At 71.0% G+C, this 20,499-nt stretch carries 14 protein-coding genes; 1 reads left to right on the top strand and 13 read right to left on the bottom strand.

All coding sequences use genetic code 11. The features are described 5' to 3' along the window. Nucleotides 1-59: 59 nt before the first annotated feature. Nucleotides 60-1,541 (top strand): right-handed parallel beta-helix repeat-containing protein, encoded by a 1,482-nt coding sequence (locus IE317_RS18265; protein ID WP_229902780.1) that lies wholly within the window; start codon nucleotides 60-62, stop codon nucleotides 1,539-1,541. A 208-nt stretch (nucleotides 1,542-1,749) separates the two neighbouring features. Here IE317_RS18265 and IE317_RS18260 read toward each other — a convergent pair whose 3' ends face one another. From IE317_RS18260 to IE317_RS18200, 13 genes are all read right to left on the bottom strand, one after another. Then, nucleotides 1,750-2,364, bottom strand: coding sequence for a maleylpyruvate isomerase family mycothiol-dependent enzyme (locus IE317_RS18260; RefSeq protein WP_191311553.1), 615 nt, complete (start codon nucleotides 2,362-2,364; stop codon nucleotides 1,750-1,752). Between the two features lie 187 nt (nucleotides 2,365-2,551). Next, nucleotides 2,552-3,199 carry a phosphatase PAP2 family protein gene (locus IE317_RS18255; RefSeq protein WP_191311550.1) on the bottom strand — a complete coding sequence of 216 codons (648 nt, stop codon included), beginning with the start codon at nucleotides 3,197-3,199 and terminating at the stop codon, nucleotides 2,552-2,554. Further along, nucleotides 3,196-4,365, bottom strand: a complete 1,170-nt coding sequence (locus IE317_RS18250; RefSeq protein WP_191311548.1) for a glycosyltransferase — start codon at nucleotides 4,363-4,365, stop codon at nucleotides 3,196-3,198. Before IE317_RS18250 ends, IE317_RS18255 begins: the two co-directional genes overlap by 4 nt. Continuing rightward, nucleotides 4,362-5,630: an O-antigen ligase domain-containing protein gene (locus tag IE317_RS18245; RefSeq protein ID WP_373309071.1), complete on the bottom strand. Its 1,269-nt coding sequence runs from the start codon at nucleotides 5,628-5,630 to the stop codon at nucleotides 4,362-4,364. Before IE317_RS18245 ends, IE317_RS18250 begins: the two co-directional genes overlap by 4 nt. Before the next feature lies 1 nt (nucleotide 5,631). Further along, nucleotides 5,632-7,158, bottom strand: a complete 1,527-nt coding sequence (locus IE317_RS18240; protein ID WP_191311546.1) for a right-handed parallel beta-helix repeat-containing protein — start codon at nucleotides 7,156-7,158, stop codon at nucleotides 5,632-5,634. 9 nt (nucleotides 7,159-7,167) lie between these two features. Next, entirely contained in the window at nucleotides 7,168-9,252 is a 2,085-nt protein-coding gene (locus IE317_RS18235) for a heparinase II/III family protein (RefSeq protein ID WP_229902783.1), read from the bottom strand. Between the two features lie 325 nt (nucleotides 9,253-9,577). Further along, complete coding sequence (locus IE317_RS18230; RefSeq protein WP_191311544.1) at nucleotides 9,578-11,755, bottom strand: bi-domain-containing oxidoreductase; 2,178 nt, start codon at nucleotides 11,753-11,755, stop codon at nucleotides 9,578-9,580. Then, nucleotides 11,752-13,662, bottom strand: a complete 1,911-nt coding sequence (gene asnB / locus IE317_RS18225; RefSeq protein WP_191311542.1) for an asparagine synthase (glutamine-hydrolyzing) — start codon at nucleotides 13,660-13,662, stop codon at nucleotides 11,752-11,754. The genes IE317_RS18230 and asnB overlap by 4 nt, the downstream gene beginning before the upstream one ends. Nucleotides 13,663-13,698: 36 nt before the next feature. Then, on the bottom strand, nucleotides 13,699-15,462 hold the full coding sequence (locus IE317_RS18220) for a Wzz/FepE/Etk N-terminal domain-containing protein (protein ID WP_191311540.1): 1,764 nt from the start codon (nucleotides 15,460-15,462) through the stop codon (nucleotides 13,699-13,701). Continuing rightward, complete coding sequence (locus IE317_RS18215) at nucleotides 15,459-16,817, bottom strand: exopolysaccharide biosynthesis protein (protein WP_191311539.1); 1,359 nt, start codon at nucleotides 16,815-16,817, stop codon at nucleotides 15,459-15,461. The genes IE317_RS18220 and IE317_RS18215 overlap by 4 nt, the downstream gene beginning before the upstream one ends. Before the next feature lie 109 nt (nucleotides 16,818-16,926). Continuing rightward, nucleotides 16,927-18,117, bottom strand: a complete 1,191-nt coding sequence (locus tag IE317_RS18210; protein WP_191311537.1) for a glycosyltransferase family 4 protein — start codon at nucleotides 18,115-18,117, stop codon at nucleotides 16,927-16,929. Next, complete coding sequence (locus tag IE317_RS18205) at nucleotides 18,098-19,408, bottom strand: nucleotide sugar dehydrogenase (protein WP_191311535.1); 1,311 nt, start codon at nucleotides 19,406-19,408, stop codon at nucleotides 18,098-18,100. Before IE317_RS18205 ends, IE317_RS18210 begins: the two co-directional genes overlap by 20 nt. A gap of 194 nt (nucleotides 19,409-19,602) precedes the next feature. After that, entirely contained in the window at nucleotides 19,603-20,298 is a 696-nt protein-coding gene (locus tag IE317_RS18200; protein WP_191311533.1) for a glycoside hydrolase family 75 protein, read from the bottom strand. Nucleotides 20,299-20,499 lie beyond the last annotated feature (201 nt).

The raw sequence follows: 20,499 nt of genomic DNA, 5'->3' as shown, positions 1-20,499 counted from the left end.
TCCGATGAGGACACTTGAGGGTGACTGTTTTCCGGCCCGATCGTGCGTAACTTCCTGCCATGGGCAGATCTCGTGCGGTACTCGTCGCTGCTTGCTCGCTCCTGATCGCCGTGGCGTGCCCGGCTGTCGCGGGCGCCGCCGACGGGCCCGGACCGGTGTGCGGCCACCAACCGGCCGCGTACGAGCAACCACCGTCCGGAGCCGTCACCGTCGACCCGGCCGTCGACGGTGACCTGGCGGCCAAGACGGCGGCGCACCCGCCCGGCACGACGTTCTGGCTCCGGCCCGGCACCCACACGCTCGGCAAGGACGAGTTCGGCCAGGTCGTCCCCAAGGACGGCGACGTGTACCTCGGCGCGCCGGGCGCGGTCGTCGACGGCCGCGGGATCAACCGCGCGGCCTTCACCCAGCGGGCCCGCAACGTCGAGATCCGCGGCCTCACCGTCCGCGGGTTCGCCGCGCTGCAGGACCAGGGCGTGGTCAACCACGACTCCGGCGACGGCTGGCTCATCGAGAACACCACCATCGAGGACAACGCGGGCGCCGGGCTGATGGCCGGCGCCGGCCAGGTCGTGCGGCACAGCTGCCTGCGCGACAACGGCCAGTACGGGCTCAACGCCTACCAGGCGGGCGACGGCATCACCGGGCTCGTGCTGGAGGGGAACGAGATCACCGGCAACAACACCGGCGACTGGGAGGCCAAGGTGCCGGGCTGCGGGTGCAGCGGCGGCGCCAAGTTCTGGGCGGTGAACGGGGCCGACATCCGCGGCAACTGGGTCCACGGCAACCACGGCGCCGGGCTCTGGGCCGACACGAACAACAACGACTTCCTGGTCGAGGACAACCTGTTCGAGGCCAACGACGCCGAGGCGCTGTTCTACGAGACCAGCTACAACCTGGTGCTGCGCGGCAACACGTTCCGCCGCAACACCCTGGTCCAGGGCCGGGTGTTCGCGGCGCGCGGGGACAACTTCCCGGCGGCGACGGTGTACCTGTCGGAGTCGGGCGGCGATCCGCGCGTGCGGGCCCGGACGTCGGCCGTCGACATCAGCGGCAACACGTTCGAGGACAACTGGGCCGGGATCACGCTGTGGGAGAACGCCGACCGCTTCTGCAACAGCCCGGCGAACACCTCGACGGGCTATTGCACCAAAGTGGCGGCAAAGTCTTCGTGCACGACGGGCACGATCGAGAAGGCCCCGGCCTACGACGACTGCCGCTGGAAGACGCAGCGGGTGGAGATCCACGGGAACACCTTCCGCTTCGACGCGGGCCGCGTCGGCTGCACGAGCCTGTGCGGGCGGATGGCCGTGCTGTCGAACTTCGGGACGTTCCCGGACTGGTCGCCCTACAAGGGAACGGTGATCGAAGAGGCCATCACCTTCCGCCAGGCCAACCGGTGGCACGACAACTCGTACTCCGGGCCGTGGACTTTCGTGGCGCATGACACCTCCAAGACGGTCGACGCTGCGGGCTGGCAGGCAAAGCCCTACTCGCAGGATCAGTGCTCTTCGTTCACCGGCGGACCCGCCGGCTGCTGATCACGAGCTTGCCGACGGCCTCCGACAATTTCCACCGCCGTTTCCGCCGGCTGCGCCGATTTCCTTTGCACCACAAGGAAAAAGTCGCGAACGGAGAATTTCGGCAGTCCGTTCACCCGGTTCAGCGACTGTCGTTCGCACGGGTGTTCGGTACCGTCGAAGACATGACCGCTCCGACGACCTCGTCCCTCCACTGTGGACGCATTGCTCAGACCATGGTGAACCGTGTGCTCGGCTCACCCCGAAGACGCCCGGCGGGCAACCGCCGATTGCAGAGGACAAGGAGAAGATCCTGGGCCGCCCCGATGAGCGGCGTACCGGTCCCGTACGACCAGTCGAGATCATCGGCCTGCAGGGCAACACCGGCGAGATCGGTGCCGAAGTACTTGACCTGCTTCGGTTTCATCGCGGCGAAGATGGCTTCCAGGCGTTCGAGCGGCACCCGGCGGTCCAGCTGGAGGGCCGTCGTGATGTCCAGGCCGTGGATGACATCGTGGCTCAGAGCGCCCTCGGCGCCCCCGCCCGGCGGCCGCCACTGGTGGTCGGCGTTGTCCCGCAGCGAGGCGATCAGCGCTTCGCGGGAGAGCTCGGCGGCCTCGCGGCGGGCGACGCGGTCGGCCATGGCGTTGAAGCGCCCGCCGGACTTGGCGAGTTCCCACACGAACCGCCCGGTGGAGAGCCGGAAGGGCATGGTCATGTGGGCCACGACCTCGGCCACGCCCCAGCCGGCGCACAGGGTGGGCGCGCCCCACGCGGCCGACGGCAGTTCGCCGAGCAGCGCGGCCAGTTCCCGCCGCTCGGCGGCGATCAGATCTTGGATCACGGGGATCTCCTTCACAGGTAGGTCCCCCACCGACGAACGGGCCCCGCCGAAACCGACACACCACCCGGGAACTGATCCCCGGCCAAGTCCGGCAGCGAGCGATCACTCCCCAGGCCGACCGGCCGCCCCGGCGAGCAGCCTCCACCCGGTCCGGTCACCCACTCAGGACATCCCCCAGCGAGCGTCCTCAGAGCCGGTCAGCCACCCGATCCAGCACCCAAGCAGTCCCCGGAACCGCGGCCAGCGCAGCGCAGAACCCGCCGAGAGCGTCCGTCGGGTAGTGCGCCCCCAACGCCACCTCAGCCCACCCCATCGCCACCCCGGCCACCAACGCCAACCCCAACGAGAGCGCGACCCCGGCCGCGCGCCCCAGCCCCATCCGCTCGGTGAGCAACAGCCCGATGACCAGCGCGAGGGCCGTCGCCATGGCCGTGTGCCCACTCGGGTACGACAGGAACTCGCCGTGGATGGTGCGGCCGACCACCGGCTTCAGCACGGTCGTCACCGCCACCGTCACCACGACACCGGCCACCGTCAGCACGGCCGTCCGGACCTGGCGGAGCAGCCAGCACACCCCCGAAAGGAGCGCGATCAGGATCACCGACCCCACCGGCTCGCCACCGAAGTCGAAGACCAGGGCGACGTGCCGCCACGGTGGCCGGACCCCGTCGATCGAAGGAAGGAGGGCCGCGTCGATGCCGGTCAGGCCCGAGTCGCGGAAGTGCAGGATGCCCAGCGCGACGAGCACCGCCGTCGCCAGGGCGGCGGACATCGCCAGCGGGGCGCGCAGCACGGCCGGCAGGGCCGCGGGCGCCGTCCGGACCAGCTGCCTCACGCCTCGATCGCCGCCTCGTACCCGGCGATCAGGCGGTCCAGGCCGACCGCGGGGGTGAAGTCCTTCTCGTACCGGACGCGGGCCGCGTCGCCCATGTCGCCGTTGCGGTCGCCGATGACCGCGCGCAGGCGATCGGCGAGCGAGGCTGCGTCGTTCGGTGCGTGCAGGAGACCCGTGACACCGTCGTCGACCAGCTCGGGGAACGCGCCGTGCGCCGCCGCGACCGTCGGCACACCGGCGGCCATCGCCTCGACCACCACCAGGCCGAAGGCCTCGAGCCACGTCGACGGCGCGACCACCGCGACCGCGTCGGCGGTCAGCGCGCGGCATTCCGCCTTGTTCTGCAGGCCGACGTACGAGACGTCGGGCCGGTCGGCTGCCCAGGCCGCCACCTCGTCCTGCATCGGGCCGGTGCCCGCGATGACCAGCGGCACCCCGAGGGCGCCGTCGAGACGCTCCCAGGCCCGCATCAGCAGGCCCACGCCCTTTTCCTCGGTGACGCGGCCGAGGAACAGCACGTGCCGGCCGGCGCCGGTGCGGCGGACGCCGGGGTCGGTGACGAAATTGTGCTTCACCACCATCCGCTCGCCGGGCATCCCGGCCGACACCAGGAGGTCACGTTGGGCCGCCGAAATGCAGAAGAACCGGGACACGCCCGTCCACCACCGGCGCCGGTTCGCGACCATGCTCGCCGCCATCGGGAGCGTGGCCGCGCTCGAACCGCGGTAGCAGCCGTGCTTCACCGCCGGCAGCGGTGAGCCGCCGACGCACTCGGTGCAGATGCGGCCGTCGCGGTGGAGCGTGCCGGGTGGGCAGACCATCGTGTAGTTGTGCAGCGTCGCGACCGCGGGCACCCCCGCGTCCGCGCACGCGGCGACCACCGACGGCGAGAGCAGCGGGAACGTGTTGTGGATGTGCACGACGTCCGGGCGCGAGGCTCGCAGCCGGGCGGCGAGCTCCTTCCGCACCGCCGGGTTCCACGGCACCATCAGCGGCACCGCGGCCTTGCGGGGCAGCGGCATCGCCGCGATGTCGTCGCTGCGGCGTTCGAACAACGACACCTGGTGGCCGCCCTCGGCGAGCAGGGTCACCTCGGCGTCGACGACGTTGTTCTCGCCGCTCGGCTGCTCGGACCGGTAGCGGTTGTGCACCACGAGCACCTTCACGCGCCTGCACCTCGCACGTCTGCCCCCTTCGCCGGGATGAATGCCTGTTCGTCGGACTGCGGCACCCCGCGGACCAGCAGCGACGCGGCGACCGCCAGGTGGAGCAGGTACGGCGACGCGTCGCCGAGCCCCGCTTCGGTGTAGGAGGCCGAAATGCAATAGGTGATCAGGAAGATCGCGCACGCGCGAGCCAGCGACGGTGGCCGCAGCACGGCCACCACGACCAACGTGAGGAGGAATCCCGCCACCAGCGCGATCCCGACGAAACCCTGCTCGTGGTAGATCGCGAGCCAGCTGTTGTCGATCGGGAGGCCGTCGTAGGACTTGTCCGTCAGCCCGACCCCGAAGATGTACTCCGCCGTCGATCGCGGGGCCTCCAGCAGGGCGTCCCACACCTTCGCGCGGCCGGTCAGGCTGGAGAAATTGTCCGCGCTCTGGCCGCGGAGGAACCACGTCTGCAGCGCGCCCGCGAGCACCACCCCGGCGACCCCGCCGATGCCGACCGTCCACGCGAACACCTTCCGGGCGCGGGCACTGGTCAGCACCATCGACAGGAAGGCCACCACGAGACCGGCGACGAGACCGAGCGTCGCCGTGCGGGTGTGGGTGAGCAGCAGCAGTCCCAGCACCGGCACCACGATCGCCAGCGCGCTGCGCCAGGTCGTGCGGCGCCCGAACCAGAGAAGGAGGGTGAGCCCGGAGATGACGGCCGCGTACTGGCCGATCTGCGGTGGGGTCAGCGGCCAGATCGCGCCCGAGAGCCGGCCGCCGTACTCCTCCGGCATCGCGTTGCCGGGCGAGATGACCAGGCCGACCGCCACCGACGCGAGCACGACCGCGTACGTGCGGATGTGGTACCGGACGAAGCTGAACCCGCCGTCCCACCAGCGGGTCAGCAGCCAGAGCGTGGAGACGAACACCGTGAGCCGGAAGCACCGGAACAGCGCGCCGGCGCCCTCCTGCAGGTCGGCGCTGGAGAGGATGCTCGTCCCCAGCAACGCCGTCAGCAGCAGCAGGTACGCGCTCGGGCGGATCCGCAGGTGCTTGTTCAGCGCCAGCGCGATCACGAACGCCGTCATCAGCGAGCCCATGGTCACCAGCTGGCTGACCGACCGCGGCAGCGGGAGGACCGTTTTCGCGCCGGTCGAGCCGAGCGTGTTGAGGATCAGCAGAGCCCACGCCACGCCCGCCCACTTCGGCGTCGAGGAGGCGGGTTCGGGTGCGGCGTCGCCACGGAGGCCGGCCGGCTCGGGATGCCCCGCCATGTCAGCCCCCGCCCTGCGCGGTGAAGGTGCTCCCGCTGTCCTGCGAGTACGGCGCGCCTTCCCACTCGCCGATCTCGAGGACGCGGTCGGCCGAGTGGGCGATGAACGTCCAGGGGCCGGCGTAACTGTTGTCGTGCCAGCGGTTGTCCTGCTTGAACGTGATCGATTCCTGGACGTCGTCGCCGCGGTACGGCGACCAGTCCGGGTAGGTGCCGAAGTTCGACAGCAGGCCCATCCGGCCGCAGGAGGCCTGGCAGCCCACAACCGCCGGGTCGAGGACGAACTTGTTGTCGTGGATGTCGACGTGCTGGGTCTTCCAGCGGCAGTCGGACCGGAGCGCGCCGCCGGTGATCGCCGGGGCCGCGCACTCCTTGACGGACGGCACCAGCCGGGTGCAGTCGCCCGAGGAGGTGTTGGCCGGGCTGTTGCAGAACCGGTCGGCGTTCTCCCACAGCGTGATCCCGGACCAGTTGTTCTCCAGGTAGTTGCGCGAGATCTCGATCTTCGCGGTGCGCGCCTTGACCCGCGGCTCGCCGCCGGACTCGGAGATGTAGATCGCCGAGGTCGGGAAGTTGTCGCTCTTGTCGGCGTAGCGGCGGCCGTCGACCCAGTTGTTCTTGCGGATCGTGTTGTCGCGGATGATCGCGTTGTAGCTGATCTCGTAGATCAGCGCGGCGCTGTCGTTGTTCTCGATGAGGTTGCCCTCGACGAGGAAGTCGTTGTTGTTCGTGTCGGCCCACAGCCCGGTGCCGTGGTTGTCGTGCACCCAGTTGCCGCGCACGTCGGCGCCGTTGACGTCCCAGAACTTGATGCCGCCGCTGCAGCCGCAGCCTTCGATCTTGGCTTCCCAGTCGCCGGTGTTGTTGCCGGCGATCTCGTTGCCCTCGACGACGAGCGCGGTGATCGGGGTGCTGCCGGAGTAGGCGTTCATGCCGTACTGGCCGTTGCGGCGCAGGCAGTTGCCGCGCACCTGCTGGCGCGCGCCCGCCATCAGCCCGGCGCCGTCGTTGTCCTGGATGGTCGAGTGTTCGATCACCCAGCCGTCGCCCGAGTCGTGGTTGACCACGCCTTCGTCGTGCGGAGCGGCGAAGCCCTGCACGGTCAGGTAGTTGATCTTGACGTTGGCCGCGTGCCCGGTGAAGGCGTACTGGTTGATCTTCCGGCCGTCGAGGACCGCGCCCGGGGCGCCGACGTAGACGTTCCCGTCCTTCGGGGACACCTGGTCGTACTTGTCGTCGCCGAGGATGTGCTTGCCGGGCTTGAGCCAGAAGGTGGTGCCCGGCCCGGCCGAGCGCGTCTTGGCCGCCAGGTCCCCCGGCACGGCGGGATCGACGACCACGGCCCCCGCCGGCGCGGCCGCGGGTCCGGCCGGCTGCTTGTCGCACACGGCGGCGACCGACCCGCTGGGGGCCGCGGTCGCCTGGGCCGGGCCGCCGTCGGTGTCCGGACCGCCCGAGCACGCCGCGACCGTGAGCAGGAGGCCGAGCAGCGGAGCTGCGCGGCGAAGTCGGTAGCGGCGGGCTGTCACGGGCGGGTCCTAACTGAAGCGGAGCAGGGTGGTGAGGTGACCGGGCGACCCGGAGCCGACAAGGGTGGTGGCGGGTTCCTTGCGCCCGAACCCCGCGGAGTACCAGCCCAGCGGCGGCTCGGTCTCCCCCCGGTGCACGGTCCACGCGAGTTCGGACGGCAATTCCATCACGGCGGTCCGGACAGCGCCGGTGAGAGAACCGGAAACCCGCCCGACGACCGGATCGGCGGCGGAACCAGCCGAACGCCCGCCATCAGCCGCATCGGCCCCGGCGACAACCGAACCAGCAGGCGCGCTACCCCCCTTGGAACCACGGTCACCGACGAGCGGCGCATCGAGCGCGGCCGGCCAGCGGAGGCGGGCCGTGGTGCCGTCGAGCATGACCGTCACCGACGGGCCGAAGTGGAACGCCAGCCGTGCCGATCCCGGCGAACCGTCGCCCAGGACCTCGTCGACGATCCGCAGCTCGTCGCCGTCCAGCTCGACCGTGCGGCGGTGGAGCGCCGGGGCGTAGCCGTCGTGGGCTGCCGACCAGCGGGACGGCCCGTCGTCCGGCGTGTGGACCTCGAGGACCTTCGTCACCGCGTGGCGGGTCCACAGGAACGGGCCACCCGACACCGACTGGTCGCGGCCGGCCAGCTCGAGCGTGTTGTGGCCCAGCGTCGACCGGAAGTACGACCGCCACTGCGGCTCGCCGTGGTAGCAGAACGTGCCCGGGTCAGCGAGCACATCCACGCCATCGTGGCGGACCTCCAGCGACAGCGCGTCCGCGTGGGCGTGCGCCGCGATCGACAGGAAGCCGTGGGGGCCTCCGTCGCAGCGGACCCACACCGGGCCGGAACGCAGGATCGTCATCCCCGCGTCCCGCAGGTGCGCCGGGCGGCGTCCGGGGCGGACACCCGCCGCTCGCGGGGTGCGCGAGACCAGCGACGCCAGCAACGGTGTCCGCACGTCGTCGCCCGGGATCGGGGGCCACCAGTCGAGGCGGCCGAACAGCGCCTCCCCCGAGGCCAGCAGCGATGCCCAGCGGTCGGTCGAGGCGCCGTCGACGATGAGGCCGAAGCCGTCGTCGGCGTCGCCCTGGCGGGGCGGACGCATCCGGTTGTCCACAATGGACGCCAGGGCGTCCGTCATCCGGAGCAGGACGTCCCACGTCGAGTCCGGCACCGGCGTGCCCGCGGCGTCGGCCTCGACCGCCGCCGCCAGGCCGAGTTCCAGCACCAGGCCGTGGTACTCGGACGCCAGTTCCGCGTTGAGGCCGGACGCGAACGTGTTGCGCCCCAGCTGGACGTCCAGCGAGCGCATCGCCGCGGTTCGCCAGCCCGCCGACTCCGGGAACCAGCCGAACGCGCACGCCGCCGCAAGCAGCCCGGCGTCCTCGGCGATCACGTGGTTGTTCGCCGACGAGCCGTGGCTGCGCAGCGTCGCAAGCCAGTTCTGATGGTGCCACAGCTGGAGCTGGAAGTCCGGGTTCTCTTCGAACAGCTCCGCCGCACCCGGCCAGCCGTCGAGCAGTCGGCGCGTCCAGACCCACGACAGGAGCCGGATGCCCAGCTCGATGCCGCTCACCCAGTGCGGCCCCTGCAACGGCGGATTGGCAGCCCACCACGAACGCAGGTGCTCGGCTGCGCGCGTGGCGTAGGCCGGAGAGCCGGTCAGGGCGTACGCCGCGGCCAGCACGGTGAGGTGCTGGTGGCGCGACGGCTCCCAGATCTGCTTGATGTCGCCGACGGTGTCCTCCGACCGGTACGGCACGTCGAACGCGTACACGTCCGAGGGCGCGCGACGCCCGGTCTTCGGGTCGAGGAACCAGTCGGGCGCCGCGAAATCGGTGCGCTCGACGCCGAAGAACTCTGCGCGGCCGGCCATCAGCTCGTCGGCGGTAGCCAGCAGCCGTGCGACGGCCTCGCCGGACACCTTGCCCAGCACGCCGGCGGGCAACGTGGCGGTGAAGCGCGGGTGCGCGGGCCAGTCGGGCGGGGTTGGCAGCGCGGGCCGCCACTGCCGCTGCACGACGGCATGCCGCGCACGGCCGACAACCTCCGCCGGCCCCATCCGCGACAGCCGGCGCAGGTACCAGCCGGGTCCCATCATGGCCGCGCCCCCGCCGCCGGAAGCAGCGCCGGCCGGACCGGCGCCGTGCCCGGCACGCCCGGGCACGGCAGTGCCGCCAGCCGGACCGCAGCCACCCTCAGCGCCGCCGAACCCGCCACACTCCACCGAACCGCGGCCACCCTCGCCACCGCCGAGCACGGCAGCGCCACCGGCCGGACCGAAGCCGACCTCGCCACCGCCGAACCCGCCACACTCCACCGAACCGCGGCCACCCTCGGCGCCGCCGGAAGCAGCGCCGGCCGGACCGGCGCCGTGCCCGGCACACCCGGGCACAGCCGCCTCGAGTGGATCGGCGCGATGCCTGTCATGCCGGGGCACCCGCCTTCTGCGGCAGCTCGATCCGCACCGGCGCGGCGTTCGCGGCGCTCGTCTGCGCGGCCAGCGTCGCGAGCGTCGTCGCGGCCAGGGAAGCCACCGAGATCGGCATCGGCGAGCCCGTCCGGACCGCCTCCAAGAACGCGTTGACCTCGGCCGCCTGGCCCTTGTCGCGGCCCTTCGGGATACGCGAACTGGCCCACTTCTTGCGCGAGTACACCGAAGCGCGGACGAAGTCGTCGAACTTCAAGACCTTGCCGTCCGCGACGAGGTCCAACGTCTCCTTCGGGAAGCCCGACGAGCCCGTCTCGGCGTACGTGATCACCGCCGTCGAGCCGTCCGCGTAACCGAGGTTCACCTGCAAGTCCCCCGTCGCGTACACCGAGACCGGGTCCGCGTCGAGGAGCCAGCTCACCGTGTCGATGAAGTGCCCGCCCTCGCCCGCGAAACGGGAGCCCTCCGACTCCGTCTGGTTGTACCAGCTGCCGTGGTCGAGGCGGCCCGCGTTGACCAGGTACCGGACGCTCGCCGGGCCGACGCGCGGGCCGAACTGCTCGCGGGCCTCGTGCAGCAGCGGGGCGAACCGGCGGTTGAAGCCGACCTGGAGCCGGTCGTTGCCGGACTCCTCGATCGCGTCGAGGACCTTCTGCAACTCTTCCGAAGACAGGGCCAGCGGCTTCTCGACGAACACCGTCTTGCCCGCCAGCAGCGCCTGGCGGGTCAGCTCGGCGTGCGAGCTGTGCCGCGTCACGACGAACACCGCGTCGATCGACGAGTCGCCGAGGACGTTGTCGATGTCCGTCGACGCCGCCGCGAAGCCGAACTTGCGCCGCGCGTTGGCGCCCGACAGCGCCGACGTCGTCGCGACGTGCTTGAGCTCCACGTCCGCGCGCTCGACCAGGTGCGGCAGCAGCATCGACGACGCGTAGTTGCCCGCCCCGATGAAGCCCAGGCGCACCGGCTGTCCCGCGGGCAACGCGACAGCCGAAGAGGACGCCACCGCGACCCGCGCGGACGTCACCACCGGCTCCGTCCGGGCGACCCCGTCCGGGTAGCGGAACAGCACCGCCACCGCCTTCAACGCGCCCTCATTCAGCGACTTGTACGTGTCGACAGCGGAAGAGAAGTCCGAGACGTGCGTGATCAGCGGCTCGACGTCCAGCCGATCGCGCGCGATCAGGTCCAGCACGCACTCGAGGTTGCGGCGCTCGGTCCAGCGCACCTGGCCGATCGGGTAGTCGCGCCCCTCCAGCTCGTACGACGGGTCGTAGCGGCCCGGCCCGTACGAACGCGAGAACCGGACGTCCAGTTCCTTCTCGTAGTAGGCGTTCCACGGCAGGTCGAGTTTGCACTTGCCGATGTCGATCACGCGGCCGCGGTCGCGCGACAGCTTCGCGGCCAGCTCCACCGGGTCGTTCGTGTTGCCGCCCGCGGCCAGGTAGGTCTGGTCGACGCCCGCGCCGTGGGTCAGCTCGTCCACCGCCGTGTCCACGATGCCGGACGCCGGGTGCGCGCAGGTCAGCGCGCCGAGGCTCTCGGCGAGCTTGCACCGCTCCGGATCCGGGTCCACGCCGACGACGCGCACGCCGGACGACGCCAGCAGCTGCACGACCAGCTGGCCGATCAGGCCGAGGCCGATCACCAGGGCGACGTCGCCGATCTGCGGCTCGCCGCGGCGCACACCCTGCATGGCGATGGACCCGACGGTGCCGAACGCCGCGTGCCGCGGGTCGACGCCCGCGGGCACCGGCGAGTACAGGTTCTTCGGGACCCAATTGAGCTCGGCGTGCAGCGCGTGCTCGTTGCCCGCGCAGGCCACCAGGTCACCCACCGCCACGTCGGTGATGCCGTCGCCGACCTGCTCGACGATGCCGCACAGCGAGTAGCCGAGCGGGGTGTAGGAGTCCAGTTTGGACGTCACCTTGCGGTAGGTCGCCGAAAGGCCGTTGGTGGCCACGCTCTGCATGACCTTCGCGACCTGGTCGGGCCGGGCCTTGGCCTTGCCCACCAGGGACATGCTGGCCTCGGACACCTTCATCATCTCGGTGCCGGTCGAGATCAGCGAGTACACCGTCCGCACCAGCACGCCACCCGGCTTGCAGGCCGGCTCGGGCACGTCGAGGAGCGCCAGTTCCCCGCTCTTGTAGTTCTGGACTACCTGCTTCACTTCGCTCCCGCTCCAGACATCGCGTTCCGGTACCAGTATTCGAGGGTCAAGACGTGCCAGAGGTGCTTGCCGCGGTCCTCCTGGCCGGCGGCGTCCTCGGCGACCATGCGCTGCAGTGCCTCCCGCTGCAGGAAGCCCGACGAAACGAGCACGCCTTCGTTGACGACTTCACGCACCAGCGGCGCCAGGTCGCGGCTCATCCAGGCCCGGAGCGGCGCGCTGAACAGGCCCTTCGGCCGGTGCACGATCTCGCTGGGCAGGATGTTCAGCGCCGCGTTCTTCAGCGCCACCTTCCCGGCGCGGCCGACGATCTTCTTGCTGCCGGGGATCTTGAACGCCGCCCGCACGACCTCGACGTCGACGAACGGCGTCCGCACCTCGGTGGACGCCGCCATCGTCGAGCGGTCGGTGTAGGTCAGGTTCAGCCCGGGCAGGAACATCCGCGAGTCGGCCAGGCACATCCGGTTGACGAAGTCGTCCAGGGCCTGGTCGTTGTAGGTGTCCGCGTGCTCGGTCAACACCGAATCGACGTCAGCGGCGAGGTCCGGGTTCACCAGACCGAGCAGCTCCGCACGGTCGTACATCGTGTAGCTGCGCCGGAACGCCGTCTCCTCGGGCAGGCCCGCGAAGGACAGGAACCGCTTCGCGAACCGGACCGACCGGTACCCGCGCTTGGCCGACGCCACCGGCAGTCGGTCCACAATGGACTCGACCGGACGCCGGACCGCGCCCGGCACCTTGTGGTAGCGCAGGGCGATCAGGTTCGCGAGGTGCTTGCGGTACCCGGCGAACAGCTCGTCCGCACCCATCCCGGACAGCATCACCTTGACGCCGGCCTCGCGCGCGGCCGAGCAGATCAGGAACGAGTTGATCGCCGCCGGGTCGCCGATCGGCTCGTCGAGGTGGTAGGTCATCTTCGGCAGCAGGTCGAGCACCTGCGGCGCGATCTCGATCTCGTGCAGGTCGACGCCGAACTGCCCGGCCACGATCCGGGCGTACTTGAGGTCGTCCGGCATGGCCTCGAACTTCGCGTCCTCGGCCCGGAACCCGATGGTGTACGCCGAAATCCCGGGCTGCGACCGCGCGGCCAGCGCCGTCAGGTAGCTGGAGTCCAGGCCGCCCGAGAGGAACGTCGCCACCGGGACGTCCGAAAGCAGGTGCTTGGCCGTCGACTCGGCGATCACGGCGTGCAGGTCGACCTCGCCGTCGAAGGCCGCGCCCTCCTCGGCGATCTCCCGCAGCGACCAGAACCGGCCGCGGTCGACCTGGCCGTCCGGGCGGCAGCGCAGCCACGTGCCCGGCTGCAGCTTCTCCGCGCCCTGGTAGGCGCACCGGCTGTCCGGCACCCAGTAGTAGAGCAGCGACGCGATCAGCGCCGCGTTGTCGACCTGCAGCGACCCGCCGAGCTCACCCGCGAGCGCCTTGAGCTCCGAGGCGAAGGCGACGCCGCCGTTCCGCTGCACGAAGAACAGCGGCTTGATGCCCAGCTGGTCGCGGACCAGGAACAGCTCGCCGGTGCCCTCCTCGAACAGCGCGAACGCGAACATGCCGCGCAGCTTCGGCAGGCAGTCGGTGCCCCAGCGCCGCCACGCCTGCAGCAGCACCTCGGTGTCGGACGTCCCGCGGAAGCGGACACCGGCCGCCGAGAGCTCGGCCCGCAGCTCGGGCGCGTTGTACAGCTCGCCGTTGTAGCTCAGCGCGAGCCCGTCGAGGACCATCGGCTGAGCGCCGGTCTCCGACAGGTCGATGATCGACAGCCGCCGGTGGCCCAGGTGCACGGAGCCGGGGCCGGCCGAGTGCTCGTAGCGGCCGGAGCCGTCCGGGCCGCGGTGGGCCAGCGTCTTGGTCAGCCGGTCGGTGAGCGGCCCGCCGTCCGGCCAGAGGTAGGTGCCTGCGATGCCGCACATGGAGTGCGTTCCCCTTCGGTCGCGGCGCGGGTCAGGTCAGGAGACCTCCGCGCTCTTTTCGGGTTCGAGGTCGGCGTTCAGTTCGCCCTTGTGGCTGGGTTCCGCGTGATCGCGCTTGAACGGCGTCGGCCGCTTCTGGGCCTTGACCGGAGCGAACTTCTTCGTCGGCGCGTTCAGGTGGTCCGGCACGCTCACGCCGCCCGGTGGCGGCAGAGGCGCCGCCGGTGGCCTCGGGGTGGCGAGAGCGGGCGGGAGCACCGGCCGGACCGGGGTGAACCGGCGTGTCGGCTGCTCCGTGACGACGCGCTCGGCGACGCGCGCGACCAGCTCCTCCAGGTGGTCTTCCCGCTCGGCCGGGGCGGGCGCCGCCGGGCGGCCCCGCCCGCGCAGGGCGGTGTGCAGGCCGTCCCACAGCGTGCCGTCGGACTTGTCCCGCGGGTCCGGGTCGACCAGCACGACGCCGATGATCGGGATCTCCTGGTCGGCCAGCTGCCGCGCGACCGTGTGCAGCCACAGCGTGTTCGCGTGCCCGGCCTTCACGACCAGCACGGTCTCCTTGCCGAGGTGCGTCAGGTCGGTCCACGCCGTGCCCGGCGACACCGTGCCGACGCCGACGCGGCGCTCTTCCGGCTTCCCGGGCGGGTCACCGGCGCCGACCACGGAGACGTCGCTCTGGGTCTCCTGCGCGAGCTTGCGGACGTCTTCCCCGGGCAGGTCGTCGAGGACGCTCGCGGCGCCTTCTGCGGCCAGCTCCCCGGCGACGTCCAGGCCGAGCGCGGCGGCGACGTTCGGGGCGCCGAGCTCCAGCAGCGACACCTCGCGCGGGTCCTGCTTGATCAGGCGGACCAGCGTCGTGGCGACGCGCTGACGTTCGGCGACCGCGCGCGAGCGCCGCCACAGCCGGGCCGGCCCGCGCGGCTTCGACGGCAGCTGCGCGATCACGGACGCGCCGAGGTGCGTCGAGATCTCCCGGCGCAGCACCGGCTTGTCCCGCGAGACCGCGCCGACGGCGACGAGGGCGAGCCCGAGAGCCAGGCCGAGGGCGAACCCGATGCCGGCGTTGGTCGCGGTGGTCTTGAGGAACGCCTTGGGCAGCAGCCGGGCCGCGTCGACGACCTGGGTGCCCGCGGCGACCTGCGGGCTGCCGATGCCGGCCTGCTGGGCGCGCGAGGTGAAGTCCGAGATCTGTGCGGTGAGCGCGGCGCGGCGGCTGTAGAGGTTTTCGAGGGCGGGCTGGCTGGCCTGGCGGCCCTTGCCCTCCTCTTCGACGATCTGCTGCTCGACCTTGCTCAGCTCGTCCTGGGCGTTCTTGCGCTGGTCGAGGATGGCCTGCGACTGGGCGGCCGCGGCCGCCTGGCTGCGCTTGACGTGGTCGGCGATGAACGTCTCGGCCAGCGCCTGCGCCCGCGCCACGGCCTCTTCGCCGCTCTTGGCCTTGACGGTGATCTGCAGGACGTTGTTCGTCAGCCCCAGGCCCGCGTAGTTCTTCATGAAGTCTTCGGGCGAATCCGTGCTGCCCAGCTTCTTCAACGCGGCTTCGGCGATCTGGGTCGTCTGCAGCACGGCGACGTCGGTGCGCATCAGCGTGCCGCTGTCGGTCGGCGAGTCGTCCTGGTGGACCACGATCACCTTGGCGACCGCGGTCGGCGGTGCGGGCAGCACGACCGCGAGGACGGCGCCCGCGATCAGCCCGAGCAGCGCGGTGGCCAGCCAGAACCGCTTGCGGCGGCGGATCGCGACGAACAGCCGCTGCAGATCGACCAGCGGCGCGGCCTGGGCCTGCGGGGAAGGAGTCGTCACGCCGAACCTGCCAGGGCTTTCTCGGGGGCTTCCGCCGCGGGTCCGGGTTTCGCCGGCCCGCTCGGCCGGACGGGGTGGGTGAGGACGGCGCCGACGATCTCCTGGCGGGCGTCCGCGCAGGCCTCGGCGAGCCGGACGAGCTGCCACGCGGTGCGCGTGCCGGCGCCGAGCACGACCAGGACCCCGGAACTCGCCGCGGCGTCCGGCACCGTCGGCCGGTCGGGCGAGAACTCGAAGATCCGCAGCGGCACGGACAGCCGGTCGGCCAGCTCGGCGAGCTGGGCGGCGGCCAGGCGGCCGGTTTCGTCGTCTTCGGCCACCAGGAGCAGGACGTCGGCGGGGCCGGTGGCCAGCCGGGCCAGCACCCGGCGGTAGCGGATGTCGCGGTTGACCTCGTCGGCCGAGGTCGCGACCGGTGGCAGCACCCACGGCCGGTCGCCGCCGAGCAGGTGCCGCACCTTGCCGAGGAAGCCGGTGGCCGGCGCGCGGGCGCCCTCCGGGGTGGTGACGTCGACCCCGGCGAGGATCGGCGCGCCGAGCGCGGAGGCGATCTGCGGCTCGCCCCGCAGCCGCCGGTCGGTGCGGGCGGTGAACAGGTGGCCGAACACGCCCACGAGGAAGAACAGGACCGCGCCCCCGGCGACGAAGTGGGTCATCGTCGGCGCCGCCGGCGACGTCGGGCGCTGGGCCGGGCCGAGCACCACGGTGTTGCCGACGCCGGTGGCGAGATCGGCCTGGTTCAGGTCGTTGATCGCCTGCTCCAGCGACGTTTTCAGGCCCTCGAGCTGGGTGCGCACCTGCACGCTTTCCACGGTCAGGCCGCCGCCGACGTTCTTGGCGAGATCGCTGATCTTGTCCGTGGTCAGCTTGACCTGCTCGCGCAGCGACTCGCGCTGTTCCTGGGCCAGCTGCACCGAGGCGTCGGCGGAGTTGGTGGCCAGCTGCGTCGAGTACTTGACGTACTGCTGCGCGACCTGGTCGGCGAGCTGCTGCGCGTGCTCGGCGGTGTCGGCCGAGACGGTGATCGTCACGACGTTGCTCTGCGCCACCGACGCGCTGACCTGCTTCTTCAGGTCGGCGCCGCTGGGGTGCCACGACAGCATGGCGGCGGTGCGGTCGAGGACGACCGAGGAGGTCGCGATCTCGGCCTGGGTCAGCAGCTCGTCGGCCTGGCGCGGGCCCTGGAGCAGCACGCCCGAGGTCGTCTTGTAGCCGGGCGAGAACAGGATCGACGCCCCGGCGCCGAGCAGCGCGCCCAGGACGGCGAGGGCGGCCAGCAGCCGCCACCGCCGTCGCAGGACCTGCCCGACCAGGGCCAGGCGCACCGTGTCGTCAGTCAACGGTGGGATCTCCATTCCTGAGCCGGGTACGCCGAACGGGTTCAGTTGATCGGCCGGTTACCCCAACCGTCGTCGGATCGGCAGCATTGGTTACACGTCCGGTGACTTCTTGACTGAACGGCGATCAGGACTTCACAGCGTGCTCATATGCGGCAAGCAGAGCCTTCGCCGAGTTCTCCCAGGAGAGCGGACCCGCGACCCTGGCCTGGCCGAGCTTGCCCATCCGGATCCGCTCCTCCGGGTCGTCGAGCAGCTGCGCGACGAGCTTCGCGAACGCCGATTCGTCGTTCGCCGGGGCGTAGACGGCCGCGTCGCCCGCGGACACCCGCGCCTCCCGCAGCTCGAACGAGACGATCGGCTTGCTCATCGCCATGTACTCCATGACCTTGTTCATCGTGGAGACGTCGTTGAGCGGGTTCAGCGGGTCCGGCGACAGGCAGACGTCGGCGGTGGACAGGTAGCGGACCAGGTCCTCGTCGGAGATCCGGCCGGTGAACTCGACCTGGTTGGCCAGCCCGAGCTTGGCCGAGAGGGCGACCATGTCGTCGAACGCGTCGCCCGAGCCGACGAACACCGCGTGCCAGTCGGTGCGGCCGACCTCGTCACGCAGCTTCGCGAGCGCGCGCAGGGCGTAGTCGACGCCGTCCTGCGGGCCCATCACGCCGAGGTAGGCGAGCAGGTGCGGCTTGCCCTTCTTCAGCTCGGGCTCGGCCGGCACCTCGTGGAACCGCTCGACCACCGGGGCGCTGCGCACCACGAAGACGTCCTCGGGCTTCTTGCCGCCGCGGATCCGGGCGACCTGCTTGTAGCTCTCGTTCGTCGAGATGACGACGTCGGCGGCGCGGTAGGTGGCGCGTTCGAGCGCGCACACCCCGCGGTAGAGGAGGTCCTGGCCGCGGTCGAACCGCGAAAGGTACAGCTCCGGGCACAGGTCGTGCTGGTCGAAGATGAACTTCGCGCCCTGGCGCTTGAGCACCTTCGCGACCAGGTACAGCAGGTCCGGCGGGTTGCAGGCGTGCACGACGTCGACCGGCCCGACCTTGCGGGCCAGCCGCAGCGTGTGCCACAGCGCACTGCCGTACTCCTGCAGGTAGCCGGCCGGGCCGCCGGTCGCCGCCTTGAGCGGGTACCGGTGGATGTGGACGCCGTCGACGACGGCTTCGGCCTCGGTGTCGCGTTTCGTGCCCTGCGGGCAGATCACGTGGACTTCCCACCCGGCGTCGCGCAGGGTCGTGGACTCCTGCCACACCCGCCGGTCGAAGGGAACGGAGAGGTTCTCGACGAGGATGAGCGCTTTACCAGGCAAGGCCGGCATATCCCTCTTCAAGGCGACGCTCGGCGGCGTCGGGCAGGCGGACGAGGTCGACGATCTCCCGGCCGTGCGGCAGGGCCGCCAGCACGTCCGGGTCTTTGGTGCCCACGAGCAGGACGTCGGCGTGGTTCACGACTTCTTCGACGGACCCGGCGAGCAGCTGGCCGAGGTGCGGCAGCCGGCTCTCGATGTACTCGCGGTTGGCGCCCATCAGCCGCGAGAGGCTGACGTTGGCGTCGTAGATCTTCAGGTCGTAGCCCTTGCCGAGCAGCTTCTCGGCCAGCTCGACCAGCGGCGACTCCCGCAGGTCGTCGGTGCCCGGCTTGAACGACAGGCCGAACAGCCCGACCTTGCGCTTGCCGGTGCGCGCGACCAGGTCGAACGCGCGCTGCAGGTGGTCGTCGTTCGACGCGAGCACGTGCGACAGGATCGGCACGCTGACGTCGGCGCGGTGCGCGGCGTAGACGAGCCCGCGCAGGTCCTTCGGCAGGCACGAGCCGCCGAAGGCGAACCCGGGCTTGAGGTAGGCGGGGCTGATGTTGAGCTTGGTGTCGGCGAGGAAGACGTCGATCACCTGCTGCGAGTCGAGGCCCAGCGCGCGGCAGATCGCGCCGAGCTCGTTCGCGAAGCCGATCTTCAGGCCGTGGAAGGAGTTGTCGGCGTACTTCGTCATTTCCGCGACCGGGATCGGCACCCGGAAAACCGGGCCGGGCAGGCCCTCGTACAACGCCGCGACGGCGTCGCCGCTGGCTTGGTCGATCTCGCCGATGACCGTCTTCGGCGGGTCGAAGAAGTCGCGGACGCTGGTGCCCTCGCGCAGGAACTCCGGGTTCACCGCGACGCCGAAATCGACCCCGGCGGTGCGGCCCGAGGACTTCTCCAGGATCGGGACCAGCAGGTCGAGGCAGGTGCCGGGCAGCATGGTGCTGCGGAAGACGACGGTGTGCCGCTCGCTCTTCTTCGCGAGCGCTTCGCCGATTTCCTCGGCGACCCGCTCGAGGTAGACCGTGGAAAGGCTGCCGTTCGGCGCCGACGGCGTCCCGACGCAGACCAGCGAAATCTCGCTGTCGGCGACAGCCTCCGCGACGTCGGTCGTGGCTCTCAGCGCGCCGCTCGCGACCACCTCGGCGGTCAGCTCGCCGATCCGCTCCTCGACCACCGGGGCGTTGCCCTGGGTGATGAGGTCGATCTTCACCGGGTTGACGTCCACGCCGACCACCCGGTGCCCCTGCCCCGCCAGGCACGCGGCGGAGACACAGCCGACGTAACCGAGCCCGAAGACACTGATCTTCACGCCAAAACCTCCGCTATTCCGCGCGACCCTCAAGTTGGTCGGCGGGCGCCCCTGGATCGTTACCGCGACTGCGGCGGACGGGGGAAGGCGTGAGACTGCGGTGAGACGCAAGGGATCCGGGTGAGAATTGCGTCTCGATCCGGCGGCGAACCGTGGCCGTCGACCACGATTCGCCGCCGGGTCGTGAATAGGTGTCAGTTGTTGTTCACGAACGTGGTGGCGAGGCTTTGGCCCTTGCTCACCGCGTTGGCGTGGTTCTCGATCGGCGAGACGGTCGAGTTCTTGAAGCAGATGTAGGTGACGCCGGAGTCGGTGCCGCCGTTGGACGGGTCGGGGTTGATGCCGAGGTCCTTCGCCGTCGCGTAGGAGGCTTCGCCGATGATCTGCGAGGGGCCGGTGTCGCCGATGACGGCGTACTCGACCTTGCCGTTGTAGATCACCGCGCAGGAGCCGCCGCCCTTGAGCCCGGAGGAGGAGTACTTCCAGATGCTGCTGGAGCTCGGGACGACGATGTAGGGCAGCTTCGCGGCGTTGAGCGGCTTGCCGTCGGACTGGTGGAACGCGGTGTCGTCCTGGAAGCAGCAGTCGGTGTTCTCGTTGCACTGCGAGGTGCGCTGGCCGTCGCAGTCGATGTCCATGTCGGCTTTCCAGAAAACGGCACCGTTGGCGTCGCAGACGGCGACCGTCTTGCTCGAGGCGTCTTCGTCGGTCTTGTACTTGCCGTTCGAGATCTGCTTGCAGCCGCTGGTTTTCGCGAGCAGCTGGGCCGCGGTCGGGGCGGCTTCGACGGTGGCGGGCGAGGCGGCCGGGGCGGGCGCCGCCGACGCGAGGGCCGACGGCATCGCGGCCGCGGCCAGCGCGAGCGTCGCGAGCAGGATCAGTTTCCGCATTCCTGGGGCTCCCTTTAGTTAGGAAACTTTCCTTACGGCGGCGGGGCACCAGGATGCACCCCGGCACGGGCGCGTTCAAGACCTCCGGGTCCGGGAATTTCCCATCAGGTGGCCGAAAGTGACGAAAAGGCTGCTCACCGGCGCGGGAGCCCGCAGCCCGTGTGCCGGTGACCGGAACGACCGCCGCTCGCCCAGGGGTCG

This window comes from Amycolatopsis bullii (genome assembly GCF_014654205.1).
Taxonomy (GTDB): domain Bacteria; phylum Actinomycetota; class Actinomycetes; order Mycobacteriales; family Pseudonocardiaceae; genus Amycolatopsis; species Amycolatopsis plumensis.
The sequence above is the reverse complement of the archived record's forward strand: the minus strand, read 5'-3'. Positions and strand labels throughout refer to the sequence as shown.

Excerpts from the sequence above, each read along its gene's own strand:
- IE317_RS18265 (WP_229902780.1), top strand. The coding sequence starts at position 60 with ATGGGCAGATCTCGTGCGGTACTCGTCGCTGCTTGCTCGCTCCTGATC.
- IE317_RS18245 (WP_373309071.1), bottom strand. The coding sequence starts at position 5,630 with ATGGCGGGGCATCCCGAGCCGGCCGGCCTCCGTGGCGACGCCGCACCC.
- IE317_RS18235 (WP_229902783.1), bottom strand. The coding sequence starts at position 9,252 with ATGATGGGACCCGGCTGGTACCTGCGCCGGCTGTCGCGGATGGGGCCG.
- asnB (WP_191311542.1), bottom strand. The coding sequence starts at position 13,662 with ATGTGCGGCATCGCAGGCACCTACCTCTGGCCGGACGGCGGGCCGCTC.
- IE317_RS18215 (WP_191311539.1), bottom strand. The coding sequence starts at position 16,817 with ATGGAGATCCCACCGTTGACTGACGACACGGTGCGCCTGGCCCTGGTC.
- IE317_RS18210 (WP_191311537.1), bottom strand. The coding sequence starts at position 18,117 with ATGCCGGCCTTGCCTGGTAAAGCGCTCATCCTCGTCGAGAACCTCTCC.
- IE317_RS18200 (WP_191311533.1), bottom strand. The coding sequence starts at position 20,298 with ATGCGGAAACTGATCCTGCTCGCGACGCTCGCGCTGGCCGCGGCCGCG.